The organism is Bacillus sp. ISL-41, assembly GCF_018613235.1.
Classification (GTDB): domain Bacteria; phylum Bacillota; class Bacilli; order Bacillales; family Cytobacillaceae; genus Mesobacillus.
Genome location: NZ_JAGGQP010000053.1, coordinates 70,084 through 91,897 on the forward strand (window position 1 = coordinate 70,084; position 21,814 = coordinate 91,897).

At 40.9% G+C, this 21,814-nt stretch carries 24 protein-coding genes and 1 pseudogene; 8 read left to right on the forward strand and 17 right to left on the reverse strand.

Features of this window, described 5'->3' with window-relative positions; all coding sequences use genetic code 11:
* Nucleotides 1–66: 66 nt before the first annotated feature.
* From J7I80_RS22765 to cls, 4 genes are all read right to left on the reverse strand, one after another.
* On the reverse strand, nt 67–369 hold the full coding sequence (locus J7I80_RS22765; RefSeq protein WP_214741693.1) for a hypothetical protein: 303 nt from the start codon (nt 367–369) through the stop codon (nt 67–69).
* 99 nt (nt 370–468) lie between these two features.
* Nucleotides 469–1,314, reverse strand: coding sequence for a metallophosphoesterase (locus J7I80_RS22770; RefSeq protein WP_353050149.1), 846 nt, complete (start codon nt 1,312–1,314; stop codon nt 469–471).
* Between the two features lie 85 nt (nt 1,315–1,399).
* Complete coding sequence (locus J7I80_RS22775) at nt 1,400–2,125, reverse strand: phosphatase PAP2 family protein (RefSeq protein WP_251027924.1); 726 nt, start codon at nt 2,123–2,125, stop codon at nt 1,400–1,402.
* Between the two features lie 95 nt (nt 2,126–2,220).
* Entirely contained in the window at nt 2,221–3,402 is a 1,182-nt protein-coding gene (gene cls / locus J7I80_RS22780; protein WP_214741695.1) for a cardiolipin synthase, read from the reverse strand.
* A gap of 339 nt (nt 3,403–3,741) precedes the next feature.
* On the opposite strand from cls, the gene J7I80_RS22785 reads away from it, so the two are divergent.
* The 4 genes and pseudogenes from J7I80_RS22785 (at nt 3,742) to J7I80_RS22800 (ending at nt 6,615) form a co-directional block, all read left to right on the forward strand.
* Nucleotides 3,742–4,599 carry a patatin-like phospholipase family protein gene (locus J7I80_RS22785; protein WP_483297720.1) on the forward strand — a complete coding sequence of 286 codons (858 nt, stop codon included), beginning with the start codon at nt 3,742–3,744 and terminating at the stop codon, nt 4,597–4,599.
* Nucleotides 4,599–5,357 carry a nucleotidyltransferase domain-containing protein gene (locus tag J7I80_RS22790; RefSeq protein WP_251027925.1) on the forward strand — a complete coding sequence of 253 codons (759 nt, stop codon included), beginning with the start codon at nt 4,599–4,601 and terminating at the stop codon, nt 5,355–5,357. The genes J7I80_RS22785 and J7I80_RS22790 overlap by 1 nt, the downstream gene beginning before the upstream one ends.
* Before the next feature lie 24 nt (nt 5,358–5,381).
* A pseudogene (locus tag J7I80_RS22795) lies at nt 5,382–6,169 on the forward strand (hypothetical protein).
* 2 nt (nt 6,170–6,171) lie between these two features.
* Entirely contained in the window at nt 6,172–6,615 is a 444-nt protein-coding gene (locus J7I80_RS22800; protein WP_214741699.1) for a hypothetical protein, read from the forward strand.
* Between the two features lie 61 nt (nt 6,616–6,676).
* Here the strand turns inward: J7I80_RS22800 and J7I80_RS22805 are convergent, their stop codons facing one another.
* From J7I80_RS22805 to J7I80_RS22840, 8 genes are all read right to left on the reverse strand, one after another.
* Entirely contained in the window at nt 6,677–8,104 is a 1,428-nt protein-coding gene (locus J7I80_RS22805) for an aldehyde dehydrogenase family protein (RefSeq protein ID WP_214741701.1), read from the reverse strand.
* A 17-nt stretch (nt 8,105–8,121) separates the two neighbouring features.
* A complete protein-coding gene (locus J7I80_RS22810) occupies nt 8,122–9,753 on the reverse strand; it encodes an acetolactate synthase large subunit (RefSeq protein WP_214741703.1) in 1,632 nt (543 codons plus the stop codon).
* A gap of 150 nt (nt 9,754–9,903) precedes the next feature.
* Nucleotides 9,904–10,680, reverse strand: coding sequence for a TerC family protein (locus J7I80_RS22815; protein WP_214741705.1), 777 nt, complete (start codon nt 10,678–10,680; stop codon nt 9,904–9,906).
* A 333-nt stretch (nt 10,681–11,013) separates the two neighbouring features.
* Nucleotides 11,014–11,265, reverse strand: a complete 252-nt coding sequence (locus J7I80_RS22820) for a hypothetical protein (protein WP_214741707.1) — start codon at nt 11,263–11,265, stop codon at nt 11,014–11,016.
* A 98-nt stretch (nt 11,266–11,363) separates the two neighbouring features.
* Nucleotides 11,364–11,777 carry a hypothetical protein gene (locus tag J7I80_RS22825; protein ID WP_214741709.1) on the reverse strand — a complete coding sequence of 138 codons (414 nt, stop codon included), beginning with the start codon at nt 11,775–11,777 and terminating at the stop codon, nt 11,364–11,366.
* Between the two features lie 16 nt (nt 11,778–11,793).
* Nucleotides 11,794–12,654, reverse strand: a complete 861-nt coding sequence (locus J7I80_RS22830; protein WP_214741711.1) for a permease prefix domain 1-containing protein — start codon at nt 12,652–12,654, stop codon at nt 11,794–11,796.
* Nucleotides 12,632–12,979, reverse strand: a complete 348-nt coding sequence (locus J7I80_RS22835) for a PadR family transcriptional regulator (RefSeq protein WP_214741713.1) — start codon at nt 12,977–12,979, stop codon at nt 12,632–12,634. The genes J7I80_RS22830 and J7I80_RS22835 overlap by 23 nt, the downstream gene beginning before the upstream one ends.
* Before the next feature lie 969 nt (nt 12,980–13,948).
* Nucleotides 13,949–14,185, reverse strand: coding sequence for a hypothetical protein (locus tag J7I80_RS22840; RefSeq protein WP_214741715.1), 237 nt, complete (start codon nt 14,183–14,185; stop codon nt 13,949–13,951).
* A 215-nt stretch (nt 14,186–14,400) separates the two neighbouring features.
* Between J7I80_RS22840 and J7I80_RS22845 the strand changes: the two genes are divergently transcribed.
* Both J7I80_RS22845 and J7I80_RS22850 read left to right on the forward strand, forming a co-directional pair.
* Entirely contained in the window at nt 14,401–15,690 is a 1,290-nt protein-coding gene (locus J7I80_RS22845) for a TolB family protein (RefSeq protein ID WP_214741717.1), read from the forward strand.
* A 1-nt stretch (nt 15,691) separates the two neighbouring features.
* Nucleotides 15,692–15,985, forward strand: coding sequence for a hypothetical protein (locus J7I80_RS22850; RefSeq protein ID WP_214741719.1), 294 nt, complete (start codon nt 15,692–15,694; stop codon nt 15,983–15,985).
* Between the two features lie 82 nt (nt 15,986–16,067).
* Here the strand turns inward: J7I80_RS22850 and tatA are convergent, their stop codons facing one another.
* Nucleotides 16,068–16,262, reverse strand: coding sequence for a twin-arginine translocase TatA/TatE family subunit (gene tatA / locus J7I80_RS22855; RefSeq protein WP_214741721.1), 195 nt, complete (start codon nt 16,260–16,262; stop codon nt 16,068–16,070).
* 136 nt (nt 16,263–16,398) lie between these two features.
* Between tatA and J7I80_RS22860 the strand changes: the two genes are divergently transcribed.
* Nucleotides 16,399–16,917, forward strand: a complete 519-nt coding sequence (locus J7I80_RS22860) for a ferritin-like domain-containing protein (protein WP_251027927.1) — start codon at nt 16,399–16,401, stop codon at nt 16,915–16,917.
* A 129-nt stretch (nt 16,918–17,046) separates the two neighbouring features.
* Here the strand turns inward: J7I80_RS22860 and J7I80_RS22865 are convergent, their stop codons facing one another.
* From J7I80_RS22865 to nhaC, 4 genes are all read right to left on the reverse strand, one after another.
* Nucleotides 17,047–17,652, reverse strand: coding sequence for a VOC family protein (locus J7I80_RS22865; RefSeq protein ID WP_214741723.1), 606 nt, complete (start codon nt 17,650–17,652; stop codon nt 17,047–17,049).
* A gap of 137 nt (nt 17,653–17,789) precedes the next feature.
* Nucleotides 17,790–18,356, reverse strand: a complete 567-nt coding sequence (locus J7I80_RS22870) for a hypothetical protein (RefSeq protein ID WP_214741725.1) — start codon at nt 18,354–18,356, stop codon at nt 17,790–17,792.
* Nucleotides 18,357–18,591: 235 nt separating this feature from the next.
* On the reverse strand, nt 18,592–19,434 hold the full coding sequence (locus tag J7I80_RS22875; protein ID WP_214741727.1) for a manganese catalase: 843 nt from the start codon (nt 19,432–19,434) through the stop codon (nt 18,592–18,594).
* Nucleotides 19,435–19,540: 106 nt separating this feature from the next.
* Nucleotides 19,541–20,950 carry a Na+/H+ antiporter NhaC gene (gene nhaC, locus J7I80_RS22880; RefSeq protein WP_214741750.1) on the reverse strand — a complete coding sequence of 470 codons (1,410 nt, stop codon included), beginning with the start codon at nt 20,948–20,950 and terminating at the stop codon, nt 19,541–19,543.
* Between the two features lie 249 nt (nt 20,951–21,199).
* Here nhaC and J7I80_RS22885 point away from each other — a divergent pair, with 249 nt between their 5' ends.
* A complete protein-coding gene (locus J7I80_RS22885; protein ID WP_214741729.1) occupies nt 21,200–21,451 on the forward strand; it encodes a hypothetical protein in 252 nt (83 codons plus the stop codon).
* Nucleotides 21,452–21,814 lie beyond the last annotated feature (363 nt).

Below are 21,814 nucleotides of genomic sequence, written 5' to 3' on the forward strand. Positions count from 1 at the left end.
CTTAAAAAATAACAGCGCCTATAGATTCAATAGGCGCTGGTTTATATTTTTAAAATGACTGAACTATTAGTTTCCGTTCTCTTCTTCAGAAGGTTCCTCATCCAAGTCAGGCTCTTCTTCGTCCATTCCAGCGTTCCCTTCTTCCTCTGATGGTTCTTCATCTAAGTCTGGTTCCTCTTCATCCATTCCTGTATTTCCTTCTTCTCCATTTGTTTCAGAATTATTTGACTCTGATTCCAATTTATTATGTTCTACTTCAACCTCTTCTGTATTCGGTTCCTCTGTATCCTCCTGCGCACCTTCTGCACAGCCTCCCAAAACTAAACCGGCTCCTAAAGGTAAAGCTAGTAGTAGATTTCTTTTTTTCATAGGTGACTTCACTCCTTGTAATTTGATTGGCAAACTATTGCTTTAGCCTTATATTAATCTGTTACCCGACACATATTGCGATAAACATCTTCTTTAGTCCTAGGCTTCTGTCAGTGTAAATACGGTAATCTCCGGGGGTGTATTGATTCTTAGCGGAAGATCACTAAAACCAATTCCCCTGTTTACATACAGACGGTTTCCTTTGGCTCCAAAATCCTCAATCCATCCATCTACGGTTGCCCTGTCTTTAGCCACAAGACTTTTATAGGACCACTCTGGGGCAAAGGGAATTCTAAATTGGCCTCCGTGTGTATGGCCGGCGACTGCAATGGGTGCTGAGTTTGCTGGAAGTTTAGCGAATGATTCAGGATTGTGCATCATGATCATTCGCGGAGCATCTTTCGGAATATCCCTGAGTGCTTTGGCTGGTTCATCATTATCCGGCCAGTATGCACCCAATCCAGCTAAATACAAACTACTTTCTTGTGGCTTTCCGATTGATACTTCATTGTCCTTTAACAGGTTTATAGGAACAGAACGATTGTGCAGCAAGGTAACTCCCATCTCCTCAAGAGAGGTTCTTACATTCTTGACAGACTCTATTTTGGGTTCATCTTTTTTGTTATGCATATTGTAATCATGATTCCCCAGAACTGCGAATATAGGAATATCTGTTTTGACTAATGGGCTAATTAACTTTTCGACCTTTTGCATTTCTGCTTTAGGATCTTCAAGCGAATGGTAGACAAAGTCCCCGATAATCAGGACTGCATCGGGTTTCATTTCGGCAATTTCTTCAGCTGCATTCTCTACAGTTTTTGTATTATCCATCCACATACCGACTTGAAAATCTCCAAACACCGCCACTTTCTTCCCTTCCCATTCTTGTGGAAGGTTCGGAATGGCTGCCTTCTCATTCTCAATATCTAAAAAATACGGTTCCACTAATCCCCAAATCAGGATGCCGACGAGAATCAGACCTACGATTTTTCCTAGTTTATTTTTTTTAAAAATTTTGACCGTCTCCCTTCTAATTTAAATGTTTCCCTATGAATCTCTTAAAAACTCGTGTTGGGCTAATGGAGTTGGCGCTTTGCCACTCCACCCATTCCAGTGCAAGAATGGTCAGAATCAACCAAATAGCTCCAGCTAAATGACCAGCGAGGACATCACTTGGGTAATGAGCTCCCAAATATATCCGTGTCGCCCCAATCCAAAGTATGAGCAACCCTGCAGCCAGAATCACCATCCACTTGAGGGCTCTCTTTTGGATAGACCGGACAATGAAATAGGCGATAAATCCATAAAAGATCAGCGAACCCATCGAATGCCCGCTGGGAAAGCTATAGCCAATCGCATCGATTTCCGGATTGATTGATGGACGTCCCCGTTCATATAGATGTTTTAACAAGGTTGTCAGCAGGCCTCCGCCGCCGATTCCAACCACAAGAAAAAGAATGCCCCATTTATCCCTTGCTCTGACCCATAATCCAATGATGACGGCAATTGTACATACTGATAAAAACCATACCGATCCTAGCTCTGTACCAAATATCATGATTGAATCGAGCGTGCCATTTTCTATTGATTTAAACCAATTGATAATTGCTTCATCGAAAGCATCAACTTCATTTTCTAGCATTTCCTCTGCCAAATTGGTGAAAAGCATAATAAAAAGGACAGAAAACCCAATCCCTGCAATCATCAACAGGAACGGAAATCCCGCCTTCTTCGCTTTTTGTTTATTCGATACCAAGATAACTCTCCTTTCTGTAAAAAAATCACTATTCTTTGTAAGGTTATTGCTTTACAAGTTCCATTCTCAAACTCATCGTGCGAACTTTTGAAATCCTATAAAAAGTTTCTAAACAAATAAGCCAGATTTCTTTTCACACTTGTCACAGCTCCCCTTCCCTGTATGTCCTGGAGCTCTTGCCTCTCACTATTCTCAAAATCAGCCTTAATATGATCAGCGATTTCTCCTAGCATTTTCTTATCCTTCGTAAAAAGGATCATTTCATCATTGGTACGGAAACTGCGGATATCAAAGTTCGCAGTCCCTACGTATGCAGCCTCATCATCTACCAGCATGATTTTCGCATGGTAAAATCCTTTTTTATACAGATACAATTTAATGCCCTTTGGAATTAGCTTTGAAAATTCTTCAAATGCTCTTTCCTTCACAAAAATATGGTCAGACTCTTCCGGCAGGATAATCTTAATATCAACTCCACGTCCTTTAGCAGCGACCAGAGCTCTTTTTATCTCAGGAGTGGGAATGAAATATGGGGACCCTAGGCTGATACTCTTTTTTGCAGAATCGATCAGCGGCAACAATTGTTGATCAAGAAATCCACCACATGATGAAATCATCTGAAAATAGGAATCCCCTTTGGACAACCGAGGATAAAGCGAGTCACTATCGTTAACCGTCATCCTCGCCTTTGACCAATCCTCCAGGAATTCCTTCTGTAAGTCCTCTGTGCCGCTTCCATTTATCCTAACCATGTAATCCCGCCAAAATCCGATTTCCGTATCCTTCTCTGCATAATTATCGCCAACGTTAAAACCTCCTAAATAACCAATCTGACCGTCCAAAACGATGATTTTATGGTGATTTCTCCTGTTCAGAGTGGTGAAGAATAAGGGGAATGAAGGTTTATGGGAATAAGCGAACTCGATCCCATTCCTTTTTAAATCGATGACCGCCTTCCTGGGGAAATGGATACTTCCAACTAAGTCTAACAGCAGCCTGACCTCGACACCTTCCTTTGCCTTTTCCTTTAACAGCTCGAGTAATTTCTTTCCGGAAGAGTCATATTTAAATCGATAAAAAGATAGATGAACCGTGGAGTCTGCTTCCGTAATATCATGAAAGAGCTTTTCAAAATAATAGCTGCCATTACCGAAAAACTCTGTCTCCCCCCTTCTTACCGGATAATCCTGCAGCTTCCAGGACATTAACTTTTTTCCCAGCAATAAATCCAATTTCATCCAGATGAATAGTAAACCTACAAACCGTAAAATCCGCACATTATCAATCTCCCTCCGACAAAACATCCTTTAATCGCTTATACCCGACAAAATAGTGAGTAAACGATTCTTCAATACTCGCCCTTTCCGATATTTCTTTGGTAATAAACGAAATTTTACTTTTGATCTAACACCTATCAACATGAGAGCCTCCGACAATTGTAGTTCAAATTATTTTACCGCTAAAATACTAATGGTTCTTATTCCCTGATTTAAACAGTTCTGCTCGAGGATATTACTTTTTCACAATCATAACTTGTAAAAATCTGCATACTCTGTGATAGACTATTTTTATAGAAAACAACATGAGACTGATAGAAATAGATTTAAGGGGGAGTAATCTTGTTTAGCAGTGGTCTGATTCTTGAGGGTGGAGGCATGAGAGGTGTCTACACTGCAGGGGTATTAGAGTATTTTTTGGAGAATGAATTGTTTTTCCCGTATGTGATCGGTGTTTCTGCAGGTGCATGCCAGGGGTCTTCCTATGTGGCTAGACAGCCTGGCCGGAACAAGCAGGTTACGATTGATTATGTTACGCATCAAGATTATATTTCCTATCGAAACTTAATCTTAAAAAAAGAATTGTTCGGAATGGATTTCATTTTTGATAAACTCCCGAATGAGCTGGTTCCCTTTGATTTCGAAACATTTAACAGCGCCGCGGAAAAATTCCTTGTCGGCACTACCGACTGCATCACCGGGGAACCTGTTTACTTTGACAAAAATGATGTTTCTGAGGACTTCCTGAAAATCATCCGGGCTTCAAGCACACTGCCATTCATGGCTCCGGCAATCGAATTTCAGGGCAGGAAGCTGATGGATGGCGGCATTTCCGATCCTATTCCCATCAGGAAAGCAATGGCTGACGGTGTTCAAAAGAACGTCATTGTATTGACGAAACCAAAAGGATACCGCAAGAAAAAATCATCCTTTGCCTGGCTGCCGCGATATGTGTATAAGGATTTCAAAGGACTGCACAAGGCCCTTGAAATACGCTATAAAATGTACAACGAAACTCTGGATTACATAGAAGCGCTTGAGGCCAGGAATGAAATCTTCGTAATCAGGCCGTCGCAGGATCTCAAAGTAGGACGAGTTGAACGCAATCCCGATAAACTGACCCGCCTATATGAAGTTGGATATCAAGATGCGAAGGAAAGTTTTCAGCGTTTGGAAGACTGGCTGGGAGAGAAATAATGGCGTTAGAAGATGCACTTGAAGTTTTAGCGAGCAGCCTTAAACAAGACTCAAGAGTTCAAGCTATTTTTGTAAAAGGATCTATCGGGCGCGGTGAGCAGGACGAATTTTCTGATTTAGATTTGTATTGCCTTGTTGATGAAAAAGAGTTGGATGATTTCCTGAAAAGCCGGATCAAACATCTTGAATCATATGGAAAATTGCTTTTTCACGATGACATTTTCATCATTGCGCCGCAAATTCTAGCCGTGTATGAGAATATGCTTCACGTGGATTTGTTTACTGTGACAGAGGAGACATTTATTGAAAAAGACTATTTTAAAATCATCCATGACCCTCACTATCGATTGGAAAAATATAAGGCATCACAGAGCCTCAGGTTATCTTCTGGGGAGTACCAGGATGCAGTGGATGACATTGCCTGGTTTCTCTACCAATATAAAAAATCCTCGGCACGAGGGAATGATTTATGGTCTGTTAACCTGCTCAATCATGTTATGGCACATCTAGCCAGAGTCCTGCTGCACAGATACAAACCAGAAAGGGCTCAATTAGGAATGAAAACAGTTAAGAACTCACTCCCTGATGCTGTTATTAAGAGAGTGCTTGCAATCCAAGAAAACATCACTCCGCAAAAACATCAAAATGCTGCAGTTTATCTTCGAGATTTATTAGATCGTGAAGAAGACTGGATTTTTAGAGAACTGTCTAATCCTGAGAAAATCAAACCATTATGGGACAAGGTAATCTCCAATTAGCTCGGTATTGATCGGAGCCTTCCATTGGACAATTATACTAATGACAACACAGCAAGAAGGTACACCGCGCAAGTCAGCACACTGGGAACCACCCAGATCCATCTTAGAAACCCTTACATCATCGCTTGGTGGAGTGCTGCCTTTCCGGGGTTTGGCCATCTGTTGTTATCGAAGTATTTTCGGGGTTTTGTTTTATTTATTTGGGAAGTCGTGGTAAATATAAAAGCTAATGTTAATATAGCAATGATTTATTCTTTCAAGGTGAGAATGATATGGCCAAGGACATATTGGATACAAGGTGGTTATTAATATATATCCCAGTTTATATATTCGGAATCTGAAATAGTTACCGGACAACCGTAGATTTAAATAAAATATATTTAATGGCAGAACGTGAGGAGCACCGATTTAATTCCTTCAGTATAGGCGCGATGGAAATTAATTATGTGGATAAAAGAAATCCTGTCTTGGCTATAATTTGGTCCCTATTTGTACCTGGCTTAGGTCAACTTTATATTCACCGAATCGTGACTGCTTTTTTTGTCATCATTTGGTGCGTTGTCTCTTTTTATTACTCCCGGGCTCTGGAAGCTATTTCACTCTTATTTTTAGGCGAAATAGCAAAGTCAACTTCGGTCGTTAATCCTGAGTGGCTCTTATTCTTCCCTTCTCTATATGGATTTGCAGTTTTTGACGCTTATATCAATACTGTTGAAAATAACAAGTTATACGATAAAGAGCAGCGTGCCTATTTTCAGGAGAAGTACCAATCTCCTTTGTTTCGTGTGCTGAAAGGTATAAAGGTGGACTAACAATGCAGCTATTTTCAACTTTTCAACATACTGTGCATACAGAAATGGCTATTGCCACTCTTGAGAAAAAGGGAATTAAAAAGAAGGATATTTTTGTATTCCCCCTTGATAATCGTATGGAGGAGCGGAAAGTTTTTGATAATATCAATCGATCAGATGGAACATCACTAATCGATATTGGGGCAGCGCTGGCTACTGCATTTTCCGTCATCGGTGCCAGTATCGGGTTCAAGCTGGCGTGGGGACCTATTTATTGGGGGTTGATCGGTGCAGCTGCCGGAGGACTGATCGGATTTGCCATTCGCCTGTTCACAGAAGTAATCATTCAAAAGAAACGAAGATTGTTAAAAGGGGTTCAATCCGAATTGATTGTTATTGTCGATTGTAAGGATTCTCAAGCCGAGATGGTTGAGAATATATTATTTGGCCACTATGCATTAGGGTAGCAAAAGTGTAATGATACGAAAGTAGTCAACCAAAAAAGGAAGCCTTTAAGCTTCCTTCTTTTTAAAGCCGAACCCCTATAAACTTCAATTCAGTCATCTCTTCCATTGCATACTTTACGCCTTCTCTGCCAAGTCCGCTCAATTTCACTCCTCCATATGGATAATTATCCTGGCGGAATACGGACGATTCATTGATCCAGACGCCGCCCATTTCCAGGCTGTCTGCGACGCGGTAAGCACGGCTGATATCCTTCGTAAATACGCCTGCCTGCAATCCATAGATAGAGTCATTTGTATTTTCAACCGCTTCTTCCTCCGTTTCAAACGGCATCACGGTTACAATTGGAGCGAACGCTTCCTCTTTGACGACCTTCATGTCCTTGTTGACGTTTGTGATGATTGTCGGGTACATTATCGTACCCTTCCTTTCTCCGCCAGTTTCGATTGTTGCTCCTTCATTCCTGGCTTCTTCAACCCACTCCTGGATTCTTTTCGCGGCGTTTTCATCGATCATCGGACCAAAGTCTGTTTCTTCTTCCAATGGATCGCCGATTTTCAGATTGTTCGTTGCCTCTTTGTATTTCTTTAGGAACTCATCATATACACCTTGCTGGACATAAATTCTTTGGGCCGATACACATACCTGGCCTGAGTAACCAAACGCTGCATTCACAAGGCGTTCGACCGCATCATCTATATCGGCATCTTCAAAAACGATGTTTGGTGAATTGGAACCAAGCTCCATTGTAACCTTTTTAAAGCCGGCTGTATCGCGGATGATTTTTCCGACTGTCAGGCTGCCCGTAAAGGTGATTTTCGGGACATCCTTATGGGGAACGAGGCTTGCTCCTGCTACCTTACCGGTACTTAACACAAGATTCAAAGCTCCATCTGGCAGACCTGCCTCCTGAAAAAGCTTCGCAAGCATGTATGCTGATAATGGTGTTTTCTCTGCTGGCTTGAAAATAACCGTATTACCCGCAGCTATAGCTGGGGCAATCTTATGGAGCGATAAGTTCAACGGGAAGTTAAAAGGAGTGATCGCGCCGATTACACCCATCGGCACCCGTTTTACCATGCCCATTCGATTATCGCCCCGAAGAGCTGCATCCATTGGTAAAACCTCTCCCGTCATATGCTTGGACAATTCGCTTGAGAATCGGATAACTTGAATCGATCGTTTGATTTCCGCCCGGCTGTGCTTGATCGGCTTGCCGGCCTCCATGGCAATAATTTCAGCAAACTCTTCCTGCTTTTCCTCCAGCAGATCGGATGCCTTGCGGAGAATATCCGACCGTTCATGGGCCGGCATAGTTTTCATTGTTTTATGGTAGGTCTGGAGACTGTTTTCGATTGCCTCCTCCATCTCCATGTCTCCAGCCAGCTGCATCTCTGCAACCAACTCGTCGCTGTATGGATTCCTTACCTCCATCGTTTCTCCGCTGCTATCAATACTTTCAGCGCCGTTGATGATCGAAGCTATTTTCATGACATTCCCTCCTGTTCCTAGCATAGAATTTCACCTAATTTCTCAGTGAGCTTCATGTTTTCACTGTAGTCCACAGGACAATCGATCAAAACTGGCTTATTCATCTCGACCGCTTCCTTGATCGCATCCTTCAGTTCTCCTCCTTTTTCTATTCCAATCGCTTCAAAACCGTATGATTTTGCCAGCTGGATAAAATCAGGATTGCCAAACTTGATATTCGAAGATCTGTTGAACTCCTTCATCTGCTTCCATTCAATAAGTCCGTAGCCGCCATCACGCCATAAAAGGATAATAATCGGCAGATTCAATCTCTTAGCCGTTTCAAGTTCTGCACTGGACATTTGGAAAGCTCCGTCACCAACGACCGCGACAACATTCCGTTCCGGATGAACCATTTTTGCAGCGATGGCCGCCGGGACGGCTATTCCCATGGATGCGAGACCATTAGAGATCAGGCAAGTATTCGGTTCAAAAGTATGGTACATTCTCGCCATCCACATTTTATGGGCACCCACATCCGAGATGACAATATCTTCTTCATTCATGACGGACCTCAGATCTGAGATGATTTTCTGTGGTTTGACAGGGAACCCAGTATCATCCGAATAGGACTGGAATTCATCAAGCGTTTTTTCCCTTACATGGGAAACCCAATTGTTATCCCTTTCTTTGGGTGATATAACTTTTTCCAATTGCTTGAGATTTTCATTGATGTTACCAATCACGCTATGCTTTACAGGATAATTGGCATCTGTTTCAGCCTCTATAGTATCGATGTGTAAAATAGGGCTTTCTCCATCAGGATTCCAGTTTTTCGGCGGAAATTCAGCAATGTCAAAGCCTATCGCAATGATCAAGTCAGCCTGATCAAATCCACATGTTATATAGTCCTTGCCGCTAATGCCAGCCGTCAGCAGACTTAAGTCATTCTTCCAGGATATCGCCCCTTTCCCCATGAAGGTGTGAACGACGGGAAGATCTGCTTTTTCCGCAAAAGTTCTCAGACTTTCTTCTGCTTGTCCCCTTTCAACACCCATTCCGGCAAGGATTAGTGGATGCTTTGCCTGTTCTATCAGCTTAACTGCATCCTTGATCACACGTTCCCCAGCTTCCATGATTGTTGGTTCACTGATGTCCAGAGGATTCCCTTCAACCTCCATTGCAGCAATGTCCTCTGGTAAATCGATATGGGTGGCTCCTGGCTTTTCGCCTTGGGCTACATCAAATGCTTTCCGGACAACCTCAGGTATGATTTCCGCCTTTTTCACCTGTGTATTCCACTTCGTCACCGGTTCAAAAACCGAAACCATGTCATAATACTGATGGGAGATTTTATGCTGACGGTCCAAGCCTGCCTGTCCTGTAATCGCAACAATCGGGCTGTGGTCCATATTTGAATTGGCAACTCCTGTTAAAAGATTCGTCGCGCCTGGTCCAAGAGTTGCAAGGCAAACACCAGGCTTGCCTGTTAATCTTCCATATGTCCCAGCCATAAAAGCGGCATTCGTTTCATGTCTCGTAACTACAAATTCAATACTCGAATCGAGGAGAGCGTCCATAATATCAAGGTTTTCCTCACCGGGAACACCGAATATATATTCCACACCCTCACGTTCTAAACATTTGATCATTAATTCTGCTGCGTTCATACCAACACTCCTTTACATAGGATCATCCTTATAAATGACTATTCCACCCAGGAGTGCAGATAAACTTTTACTAATTAGAGAAGGTATTGAAGCAATAAAAAAAAGTGCGGGCAACCCATTACGGGTTACACGCACTTTTTGCTTCATTCATTATAAAGAGTTCTCTTCGCCCTTAGTTTTTTTCGCTGGAGCAAACCAGCCGACTAGAGCTATTGTGATCAATACACCATAGAAGATGGTTGTCCAAAGTGTGCTATGAGGGAAATCATGATGCAAGACCGCAATATCTTCATGAGCAAGGGTAATGACTGCTAGCTTAACACCGACCCATGCTACGATTGCATATGCGGTTGTTTCCAATGCTGGACGCTGATCAAGCAGCTTAACGAACCATGTTGCTGCGTATTTAATTAAGATCAGACCTGCGATTCCCCCAAGAAGGACTACTATGAACTTTCCACCGTCCATACCGCCAAAATCTCCTAGCGGTGAATCTGGGAGGCCTAGCGCAAGAGCTACCGCTGCGAGAATGGAATCGATCGCAAACGCAAGGTCTGCTAAACCAATTTTACCAACAGTCGGCCAAAAGCCCATCCCTCTTGCTTCCTTCTCTTCTTCCTCGCGGATATTTTCATTTTCTTTACCAAACTTAGCCTGTATGACATGCTTCAGTCCAAGATAAAGCAGGTAAGCGGCACCGATAGCCTGTACCTGCCAGACGTTTGCAATGAATGAAATAGCAAATAATGCCCCAAACCTAAAAACAAACGCCATGATTATTCCATAATTTATCGCCTTTTTCTTCTGGTCATCAGGTAAATGTTTCGCTATGATCGCCAGTACAAGTGCATTGTCAGCCGACAGCAAACCTTCAAGACCGATCAATATCAACAATGCCCAGGCATATTCAAGCCAAATTCCTTCCATCAACCTCTCTCCTTCCTCTTCCACAACACTTATGTAGATGTCTCATTAACAATAGAATTACCCATTAAGCCTTGCAAAATCCACACGAATATTGCGGAATTTACTGGGCGTCATTCTATGTCTTCCTTATTTCCCTATATCCATATACCTTTTAAAAGCTATAGATAAACTTACCAAAAGAATAATGGTTGAGACTATAATACTCTATATTTTTTCAAGAAAATATTCAACATTTTTGTTTTTTCAGAAACAAAAAATAAACAGACTGTTTGTCCGCTTGGATCGTGTCCCCCCTACATGGCAATCAATGCAGAATACCGGAATCTTTCTGCATTAACCTTTTTTTCTTTGTTCTTTCTGTTCCCTTAACGCCAGGCTTATGGCCATCAGCAATAAAATTAATTGTGCAGCAAAAAATATCAGGGAATACATCGAATTCAACGCTAATGCAATCGCCACAGATGAAGTTGATAAAAAGATTAACCCAACAATCGCTCTTTTTTGCTCCTTGGCACTGGTTTTCACAATGAAAATGGTCAGGAAAACAATAGCTATAAAGGCAACAGCAGAAAGCGTAAGCTGCATAGGTAGACCTCCCTTTCAGCTAGCTTTTTCACACTTTCCAATTATACCACTTTTTTCCGATAATGGAGTAAAAAAAACTGCCAATTCTGGCAGCGAAATTAAAGACTTTTATTATGAAAACCAAACGGAGGTGGGACTACTGTTTCCAACCTAAGCAGATATAAAGCGAACCTTCCCATCCTTCCTTCAATGATATTCGTATAATCGGCATTATCATTTTTAACAACTTTGTATTTAATTTCATTACCGATTCCGTCTTCCGCTCTCCCTACGAATAACACTTCCACCTTCTCATCAGGTTCAGTGGCTATAAAAGCATAGGATGATCCATTATGTTGAAATATCCCTGTTCCGCCTGGACCGGATTCCCTAATAAAGTTCCTTTCCTTATCTGGAAGGGACTCATAATGAACCATAATGTATTTGATTTCTCCATCTCCAAAATCAATCATGATGAACGCAAGGATCATCACCAATAAAAATGGGACAATTCCCTTCTTAAGTTCCGCCATCCTTACCTCCAAAGAATTAAAGTGTTTGCCTATAAAACATCCGAGATATTTTTTGGCTAAATATCCGGATTCCCTTGATGGATATCGATTGTTGCAGAAAAGCGTATAACAGGAAAATATTTACAAAAAGGACCGACCACTCGGCACTAGATTGAAACCTAGCCAAAAACACACCAATCAACAGCATCGCCCAATACTGGAAACTAGAGTTAAAACTCCTTTTCCAAACAGGGATGTAATTGTTATTGGTGATGAATTGAATAGCAATAATCAAATACCACATCATATGAATGGTAGCGAACTCAAACAGCCCACTGGATCCAGTCAGCCTGTTCCAATCTAAAGTGAATAAATGGCCGCCATATGCTTCCAATGACAGGGATGTGCCGTACATTCTTTTATACAGCTGCAGGAAGAATATGTAGATGACGATTATTCCGATAACAGACAACTTCCAGTCGGTTTGGCGTTTTGCAATAAAATGATGAATAATATAAGCAAAAGTCAATGCTATAAGTGGGGCAAAGATAAAGTATGGTTGGAAATGGGCACCGATCAAGATCATTGGACCGATCATGCTGGCAACAATGCACAGAATTGCAATGACACTTTCTTTCAGGAAATGAGACTTGATGGCGTTTGGATAGCTTTGATTCACTTCTGTCTGAATCATTTGAATGTCCCCAAATTGCTCGAGAACTGTTTGGACTGCCTCCGTCTTTTCCAAACCCTGTTTTTGCAAAGATGAATAATGATCATATAAATGCTGTGTCAACTCTTCTTCCAGTTCCCTTTTTTCCTCGTCTTCTAATTGTAAATCTTGAATCAGCCTCTTAATATAATCGTCGAATTGTTTAATTGATTCTTGTGTTGACACTTCCATCACCTACAATTCGATGTACGACTTTCTTAAACATATTCCATTCTTGCTTTTGATCCGCCAATGCTTTTTTCCCTGTCTTTGTGATACGGTAATATTTTCGGCGAGGACCATCATGGGAATTTACCCAATAGCTTTCAACCAACCCTGATAGCTCCAGTTTTTTCAATGCCGGATAGAGAGTCCCCTCTTTATAGCTGAGATACCCTTCACTCACCTCATGAACTTTCTCGGTGATTTCATACCCGTACATCTCTTTTTCCGAAAGGAGTGATAACAGAATCATGCTGGTACTACCTTTCAAAAGCTCAGTTTTACTCATACATTGGCCTCCTCTATATCGGATTACTACTTACTAAGTATATCGTAACACTATATAGTGGGTGGTGCAATATAAATTTAGATAAATTTTCCAAATAGGTACGAGTTGAATTTTTTCTAAAAGACTTATTAGGACAGCTTTGGCTGATGACGTCCCATTTTATCAATAGTCAAGCATGATTCTGACAGCTTTATCGGATCAATAACCCGTAGAAGTCAACCCTTATTCTGACAGCTTTGTTTTGCAACACTCATTTTTGTCCGAAGTTACAACAGGTTCGGAACAAAGTTGCCAGATGTGAGCCGCATCTGTTTTTATGACAGCTTTTCTTCGTTTGCATGCAAACCTGTCTTAATTCCTTCGGTTTCTTGACAGCTTTTCCTCATTTACATGCAAACCTGTCTTAATTCTCTCGGTTTCCTGACAGCTTTTCTTCATTTGCATGCAAACCTGTCTTAATTCTCTCGGTTTCTTGACAGCTTTTCTTCATTTGCATGCAAACCTGTCTTAATTCTCTCGGTTTCTTGACAGCTTTTCTTTGTTTGCATCCAAAGCTGTCTTAATTCTCTCGGTTTCTTGACAGCTTTTCTTCATTTGCATGCAAACCTCTCTTAATTCTCTCGGTTTCTTGACAGCTTTTCTTTGTTTGCATGCAAAGCTGTCTTAATTCTCTCGGTTTCTTGACAGCTTCTCCTCATTTACATCCAAACCTGTCACAATTCCTTCGGTTTCTTGACAGGTTTTCCTTGTTTGCATCCAAAGCTGTCTTAATTCTCTCGGTTTCTTGACATCTTCCCCTCATTTGCATGCAAACCTGTCTTAATTCCTTCGGTTTCTTGACAGGTTTTCCTTGTTTGCATCCAAAGCTGTCTTAATTCCATCATTTTCGTGACTGCTCGCCAATGTCTTGAAAGACTCTACGATCATATAAAAAGGCTGCCACTTATGACAGCCGTTACAAAAATAACCTTAATATTCGTCTTGGTGGGTTTTATAAGCTTCCCTATTTTTAAGTTTTGTTACCCTGTAGTCATGAGTTTTTGAAGTGGATGATTGGGAGCGATGAATATTGTGTTTCCTTTCCTTTTTCCAGTCATGATCGTCTTCATCGAATTCATGGAGTAAATACGCAGATCGCATTATTCTTCTGGCATTGACAACACGTTTCGATGGGCGTCTTTTACCTGACTGACCTCTTGGATCCATCTTTGCACCCCCTGATTACGACTGTTCCTTCCCTATTATTTTATCATGTTCGTAATTGTCCTATTATTGAACATCAGAGAAATTTTTCAAAATGAAAATAGGGCTTTTCCCGCTAACTCACTAAGAAATTTTTATATATTTTTCCTAAAAAACCCTTTTAATAAGTGTAAATTTACACTATATTGTATGTATAGTAAATAAAAGGGGGATGTCCAGTGAAAAAGAAGACTTTAGTAGGAAGCATTGCGATTGTTGCTTTGTTGTTGATATCGAGTATCACCTATCAATTATTGGGTGATCGGGATGCTTACAAATATCATACAGGACTAGGGAGCGGTCTGGCTATCTCTGACGATGATCAGCACATTGCCTTTTCCTATTTCAATAACGGCAGCTCTGCGATTTATACAGCCAGGCAAGATGGAACAGATGTGAAAAGAGTGAGCAATCCTGACCAGGTTTATCACTCTAATCCACAGTTTTCTCCTGATGGCAGCAAGATTTTATACTTGTCACGGGGCAGAAACCGTATCCAGTCACTTTTCACGGCAAATGCAGATGGAACTAATCCTAAAAAACTTTCAGACGACTCACAGCATATTTCAGAGGCTGTCTTTTCAGATGACAATGAAACGATTTTCTTTTCGAGCATGCCTGCTGAAGAATCTCTCAAGTCCGAAGGGGAAACTAAGGAAGGTTTTGACCTATTTTCTGTAAAAATTGATAGCACTGGAATGCAGCAGTTGACTGACCGTGACTTCTATACAATGGAAAGCCTGATCTTTTCTCCTGATAAAAAAGAAATCATCTTTAAGGATTTTGATGATACAAATGCCTTTGACCTGGAAGATCAACGAGTGTATTCAGCGGATTTTAACGGGGAAATGCCGGCGGATATTTTCCATTTAACTTTATCTCCTGAGAAAAATGCAGTTGCTTATAAGACAGTTGCTGATGAATCGAAGGACACGTCCCTGTTTGAATATGATTTATATTACAAGGATTTGCAAAATGGGAAGACAAAAAGGCTCACAGACTTGAATACATCTGTCGTTTCTCCGCAGTTTTTTAACGAGAAAAATGAAATTCTCTTTCTGGAATATATAAATTGGCCGGGAGAACCCGAGGAATACAAATTACGGACGGTGAACATTGAAACTAAAAAGTTAAAAGAACTTACACTAGATATGCCTAAGCTACAACCCAGCAATTTTGTCATGAAAGCCATCGATTACTCCGTCAATAGCTGGACGGTTGGCCTGTTATATACCGTGCTGTTCATGCTGATCACGGTTTACGTTTTTCCTGGGAGGGTGTTTTTGCCTTCAATCATCAGCCTTTCCATTGGAATGCTCACAATAGTTACAAGCATTATTGTGGCTGCAACAGTCGATCCGTGGGCAGGAATTGGGGTAGGAATGCTGGCAACCAGTATACTAGCCTGTACGATTGTTCTATTCATCTTTGCCTTTGGCTTAAAGCTTTATAAAAGAGGGGCCAAATAAAATGCCAGATTCAGTTGGGATGATTTTGACGCTCTTAATGAATATCGCCCTGTTTAGTGCAGCGAACTATTTGGCAGTGAAGCATTCAGCGAGAAATGTTAAAAGACGTATAATCGCCGGAGTGGTCTTTCTCCTTTTTACACCAGTAATCTTTTTCAGCACTCTTTATCTCGGTTTTACATGGGATGACACGGGCTGGGGTGCCGGAATCATGACTGTGATTTATACCGGGTTATATCTATTTAATGGTTTGATTCTGTTGTTGTCCGCCACTCATATTTATTTCCGAAAATAATTCAACGCTGTTCGGTTATAATCTGCCGAACAGTTTTTTTCTGGTAAAATCAAAAAAGCTGCCAGTGGCAGCTTTTAATCAATCAACTCTTTTTATCTTTTTCATCTTCTCTCATTTCCTTCTTGATGTCATCAGTGAGTCCACTCGTCGCATTCTTGAACTCTCTCATTGACTTGCCGACCGCCCGTCCGATCTCCGGCAGTTTGTTTGGCCCAAAGATGATCAGGGCAATCACGAGAATCAGGATTAATCCTGGAAATCCTATATTTGAAAACATTGTATCTCTCCTATTGAAAAAGTTACGTCTATTATATCGAATCATACTCGCAAATTAAACCCATAGCCATTTACGTATCAAATTCACTTCTATGAAAATAATAAGGTTGACTATTATACATAAGGAGTGTTTATCAATGAAATCAAAAATAATTCAAGTTGCAGCCGCCATGTTTTTTATCATCAGTTTTTCTGGTTCTGCCCATGCTCAAACTGAGGTGCCTGCTGACTTTGGTGCAAAGGGAGCTCTTAAGGAAACCTCCATCACATTGGATGAAGCATTAGTATATGCCATCCAGGACGAATACCTGGCACAGGCCAGATACGATGCCGTGATTGGGAAATTCGGCAGCATCAGGCCATTCAGCAATATTAAAGCAGCAGAACAGCAGCATATCAGTGCTCTCGTTGCTTTGTTCCAGAAATACGACAAACAAATTCCTGAAGACAACGCAAATCAATATGTTTCAGCACCTGGTACTTTGAAGGAAGCATTTAATGAAGGAGTTCAAGCCGAAATCGACAATATTGCTATGTACGATAAGTTAAAAACCATACCTTCCCTGCCTCAGGATGTAAAGATGGTTTTTACCCAGTTAGGAAATGCTTCGAAAAACCACCTGAGAGCCTTCCAGAGAGGTGCTGGCCGGAATTAAAAAGTCTGATAAGAAATGTTATACCGTTTGCGCTTTAATTCTAAGGAAATGAACTCGAAAAAAAACCAAGATAATAGAAACGCCGCTCGGATCTGAAAAGGTCCAAGCGGCATTTTAATATTCATTTGATTATGCTTTTGTAATAATCTTTACCCCATTAGGGTCCTGTATTTGTTTAGCTGGATAATCCCTGATAATGGCTTCTTTAATTGTCACTTTATCACCGACTACTGTTTTAATTGTGTCCACAGTTTTACCGAATAGAATATGTAAGTCACTTTCCAGTCCTGTAACCTTCGTTTCCAACCTTAACTCTTTTATTTTGATGTCTTTGGCTTCCGAATCTACTAAGTCAATATTAGTTTGAAGTTCGATCCTGAAATTATAAGGTGTTGTAATAAAAGTTCTTCGATCACCTTTCTCAACTTTCCAATTCAGTTTATTTAAATTTTCACATATCTCGTCATGTTCATTTTTAGATACTAAAAAGCCAATATGGTCGAAAATCACCTTTTTTCCATATCCGAAAGTAATATTGACGTTACCTTTCCTTACTTCGATAATACGAAAAAGAATGTTCTTCTCCCTAAAATCGTTCCACACTAACGGTGGATCAAAATGCAAAAAATCTCCCTGGTATTTTCCTATGCGCTGAGATACTCGAAAGCCATTCCTGACATAAAACCTCTCAGTTTCTTCTACATATGGGGTCCAAAAATGATAATGAAAAAGCATAAACATCACCTCTTTAAACAGTTCAAAAGATATTTATAAGTAAACTGTTCTTTTTTAAAATCCTGCTTAGTCAGCCATGTAAGTTTTTTATTCAGAGTAAACTTTATGCTATTTTATGACCGGCTCCGAAACCACCCTTATTCCAAAATTGATTCAATGGTTTCAAGCTTTCCCCTTTCCGTTTGTGAATTCCAGATATATGTCCCGAGATATCTTCTATTCTCTTCGACTAAATGAAACTCGTTCATTGATACTTTTATTTTTTTACCGTTCAGTATTAAAAAATATTTATTATCTTCTTGTATTTTCTGCTCAACCATAAAGACCCCACCTGTAGAAATTTCTTTAGATTGATAAATTGTTATTGTAAATATTGGTATTAGAGAGACTATAATGACTACTGCTTTTACGCTGGTTATTATATTAAGTTTTGGCAATCCCCATTTCCGAACAAATTTCATAACGAAATATATATAAATTAAAAGCGCTATTGGAACAAGGAACAAAGATAAAGTTGCGGGTATATATAACATCTCGTGCAATGAATAATTGAAATCACTAATAGCCTGTACCCTGCCAAGCTGCAGACTTAAAAAAGTAAAATAAATAATTCCTAGCAGCCAATATAGTGATGTTCTTTGGGCCTTCCAAATATTTTGTTTTTCTTGCTCCCCTTCATTTTTAAATTTCATCTCTATTTTCATTCGGTGATCCCCCTGAATTCACTTTACTCTTTTTTTAAAATGAACGGCACAACCTCTATTTAATTTTCCACATAGTTAACAAAAATCCTTCAGAAAATCATTCATACGTTGAGGCGATTTTTACTTATGCTGTAGAAGCAACAAAGTTTACGAAAAAGTTCTTGTTTAAAAAATCAAAATAGACCAAATCAATTGGGATTTGGCCTGCAAAACTAATATCTCTCTTCTAAATGTATTACATATTATTCGGTGGCAATTTGCCTGGTGGAGGTGTTCCGTGCATATGGGCTGGTGCCGGAGCTAATTCCGGGATTTGTCCCATGGGTTCAGGATTTTCAATATATTCGAATTGCGCTTTTCCATCTGGCGTGGCGCCAGAAGCCCATTTTCCTCCAGCACTTTCCGTTCCTTTAGAGCAGTTCATGAAGGAGTAGCTGACTTCCTGCTTTTCATACTGCTGGTTAAAGGTGCTTGGAACGACAAGCCCTTCTTTTTCTTCAAGCTCTGAAATCGCGGCGATCCATTGGAGCTGATGCATATGGTCTCTCGCAATCAGGAATGATAGCATGTCCCTCACACCCGGATCATCTGTCATTTCATATAGTCTTACCGCTTGAAGCCTGCCCTGTGACTCTGCATTCAAATTGGCACGGAAATCAGCCAGCAAGTTGCCGCTTGCGATTGTATATCGTGCATTCCATGGATATCCCTGGCTGTCGTCCGGCTTCGCACCAAGCCCTCCGACTATTGCATGCTGTGGATTCATGCCACCCATTGCTGCGAGAATAATTGGATCCTTCACAGCTGCTTCCTGTTCCTCCACTGGTGCACCATCGAGCAGCTGGGCAATCATCGTCGCAAGCATCTCAACATGCGCAATTTCTTCTGTTCCGATATCCAGCAGCATATCCCGATATTTCTTTTCACCGCGGCAATTCCACCCCTGGAAAAGGTACTGGATCATGACGCTCATTTCTCCATACTGTCCGCCAAGGATCTCCTGAAGCTTTTTTGCATATACAGGATCAGGCCTGTCCGGCTTGGCATTATACTGCAATTCTTTAACATGATAGAACATCTGCTAACCTCCAAACTTTTTAACATACATGGTTAACATTTGTTCTCAAGAACAAAAATATGTAAGCAATAAAAAGGACAGTACCCAATAGGTACTGCCCTTAAAACTATGAAGCTTTCCTCTCGGATTCTGTTTCATAACTTTCTTTTTTGACAAATTCCAATTTAAAACCGAATAATGCAAAGATAATCGATAAAATCGGAACCGTGAAATTCAGTACAGCATACGGCGCGTATTCGAATGGATGGACAGATAGTGCTGAAATAATGAACACCGCGCAAGTATTCCATGGAACAAGTGGTGATGTCACCGTGCCTCCATCCTCAACGGCACGCGAGAGGTTTTTTGAATGAAGCCCCTTGTCATCATACGCTTTTTTATACATTCGTCCTGGTAAAAGGATCGATAGGTACTGTTCTCCAGCTGCAACATTTGTTAAAAATGAAGTTGCGACCGTAGAGACAACCAGGCTTCGAGCTGTACGTGCGAGCTTCAGTATTTTTTCGACGATTGATCGCAGCATACCGGTCTGCTCCATAACACCTGCAAATGCCATCGCTATAAGAGCGAGAGAAACGGTATACATCATATCCTGAATTCCTCCTCGACTGAATAGCTCGTCGACAGAAGCGTTCCCCGTTTCAATCGTAAAACCGTTTTGAAGTGTATTAACCGCATCAGCTATCGCTCCACCTTGTACGGTAAACTGCGTAATCCATCCTAAAAACACGCCAACGATTAAGGCTGGAAGTGCCGGCACCTTAAAGGCAACCAGTAAAATAACCGCTGCTGGAACTAAAAGCAGCCAGGGTGATACCACGAAATTTGTTTGAATCACATTCATGATTTCAAGAATCTCCTGATTATCTACTCCTGCATTGCTAAAATCTCTCCCAAGATACCAGTAGATACCCAGGGCAATCAAAAATGCAGGAACTGTCGTATAAATCATATGGCGAATATGCGCGAACAGATCTGTTCCCGTAATCCCTGCTGCCAGATTTGTCGTATCAGATAATGGTGACATTTTATCTCCAAAATAAGAGCCTGATATAATCGCCCCTGCTACCATTGGTGCCGGGATTCCCATGCTCATGCCGATTCCCATACCAGCAACACCAATCGTACCCATTGTGGACCATGAACTTCCTATAGCCAGGGTGATCAATGCCGTAATGATACTGATGGATACAAGGAACATAGAAGGACTCATGATTTTTAAGCCATAGTATACCATTGTTGCGACAATTCCTCCGCCAATCCATGAACCGATAATCATCCCAACTGTGATAATAATAAGAATTGCCGGCAAAGCCATTTTAATGCCTTTATATATCCCTTCTTCGATAAAATCCCACTTAAAGCCTGCAAACCAGGCAACAAGACCTGCCACAACCGTTCCAATAATCAACGGGATATGCGGGTCTCCTTCAAACTTTACAATCGTTACTGCCATTGAAACTATCATAACTAACAAAGGGATGATAGCAAGTCCAAATGGCACTTTCCTTTCAATACTTTTCCCCATTTGTGTTCCTCCTTGCTGTCTCGTTAGCTGTCTTTACCCTTAAATCAAGGCCGTTAGACAAGCAAGAATTTGGAAATTCAGAAAATAAAAGAAGGAATTCATATAATCTTTATCTAATTACTCGCAGTCGATCAATACGAAAATAAAGCTGGTTTGATTGCCAGCTGCGATTGGGCTCATGCTTACGATGAACAAGTCCCTTATGGGTTTGACCCAATAGCCAAAGAGTTCGATAAAATGGCAGACTTTGATGAGGGTTTCATTGAAGCCGCCAAACCTGACGGAATCTGGCAAACCCTCATTCTGGCTAGTGCAATACCACCCGAGGAGAGGCATATAGAAATTCTATCTTATGAGGTACTAACATACTTCAGGTTAATCTGTGCAGGGGTTTTTGCAAAAAAGAAAAATCTAGTCATGATAACTAGATTTCAGACTGTAGACAAACTCTACAAAATCAGAGCTAGTCAACATTTTATTTTCATATGATTAAAAGTTTAGCCAAATAGAAGGCGGGACTGGTTTGAGCACATTAGAAAACCGTTAATGCTCCCTTATGAGCTGCAATATACAGATAAGGGTACGTTAAAACCTAAAATGTATCCTTATAGGAAGCAAATACCCTGCATAAGGGTACGTTTAACTCCTAAATGTACCCTTATAGGAAGCAAACACCCTGCATAAGGGTACGTTTAACTCCTAAATGTACCCTTATAGGAAGCAAATACCCTACATAAGGGTACGTTTAACTCCTAAATGTACCCTTATGGAAAGCAAACACCCTGCATAAGGGTACGTTTAACTCCTAAATGTACCCTTATGGAAAGCAAGCACCCTGCATAAGGGTACGTT

Coding starts and splice junctions, on each gene's coding strand:
- J7I80_RS22875 (WP_214741727.1), bottom strand. CDS start 19,434: ATGTTCTATCATGTTAAAGAATTGCAGTATAATGCCAAGCCGGACAGG.
- J7I80_RS22810 (WP_214741703.1), bottom strand. CDS start 9,753: ATGAACGCAGCAGAATTAATGATCAAATGTTTAGAACGTGAGGGTGTG.
- J7I80_RS22800 (WP_214741699.1), top strand. CDS start 6,172: ATGCAGCTATTTTCAACTTTTCAACATACTGTGCATACAGAAATGGCT.
- J7I80_RS22865 (WP_214741723.1), bottom strand. CDS start 17,652: ATGCTTTTTCATTATCATTTTTGGACCCCATATGTAGAAGAAACTGAG.
- tatA (WP_214741721.1), bottom strand. CDS start 16,262: ATGTTTTCAAATATAGGATTTCCAGGATTAATCCTGATTCTCGTGATT.
- J7I80_RS22835 (WP_214741713.1), bottom strand. CDS start 12,979: ATGAGTAAAACTGAGCTTTTGAAAGGTAGTACCAGCATGATTCTGTTA.
- J7I80_RS22870 (WP_214741725.1), bottom strand. CDS start 18,356: ATGAAAATAGAGATGAAATTTAAAAATGAAGGGGAGCAAGAAAAACAA.
- J7I80_RS22840 (WP_214741715.1), bottom strand. CDS start 14,185: ATGGATCCAAGAGGTCAGTCAGGTAAAAGACGCCCATCGAAACGTGTT.
- J7I80_RS22805 (WP_214741701.1), bottom strand. CDS start 8,104: ATGAAAATAGCTTCGATCATCAACGGCGCTGAAAGTATTGATAGCAGC.
- J7I80_RS22765 (WP_214741693.1), bottom strand. CDS start 369: ATGAAAAAAAGAAATCTACTACTAGCTTTACCTTTAGGAGCCGGTTTA.
- J7I80_RS22820 (WP_214741707.1), bottom strand. CDS start 11,265: ATGCAGCTTACGCTTTCTGCTGTTGCCTTTATAGCTATTGTTTTCCTG.
- J7I80_RS22860 (WP_251027927.1), top strand. CDS start 16,399: ATGAAATCAAAAATAATTCAAGTTGCAGCCGCCATGTTTTTTATCATC.
- J7I80_RS22825 (WP_214741709.1), bottom strand. CDS start 11,777: ATGGCGGAACTTAAGAAGGGAATTGTCCCATTTTTATTGGTGATGATC.
- J7I80_RS22850 (WP_214741719.1), top strand. CDS start 15,692: ATGCCAGATTCAGTTGGGATGATTTTGACGCTCTTAATGAATATCGCC.
- J7I80_RS22790 (WP_251027925.1), top strand. CDS start 4,599: ATGGCGTTAGAAGATGCACTTGAAGTTTTAGCGAGCAGCCTTAAACAA.
- J7I80_RS22815 (WP_214741705.1), bottom strand. CDS start 10,680: ATGGAAGGAATTTGGCTTGAATATGCCTGGGCATTGTTGATATTGATC.
- J7I80_RS22885 (WP_214741729.1), top strand. CDS start 21,200: ATGGCAGACTTTGATGAGGGTTTCATTGAAGCCGCCAAACCTGACGGA.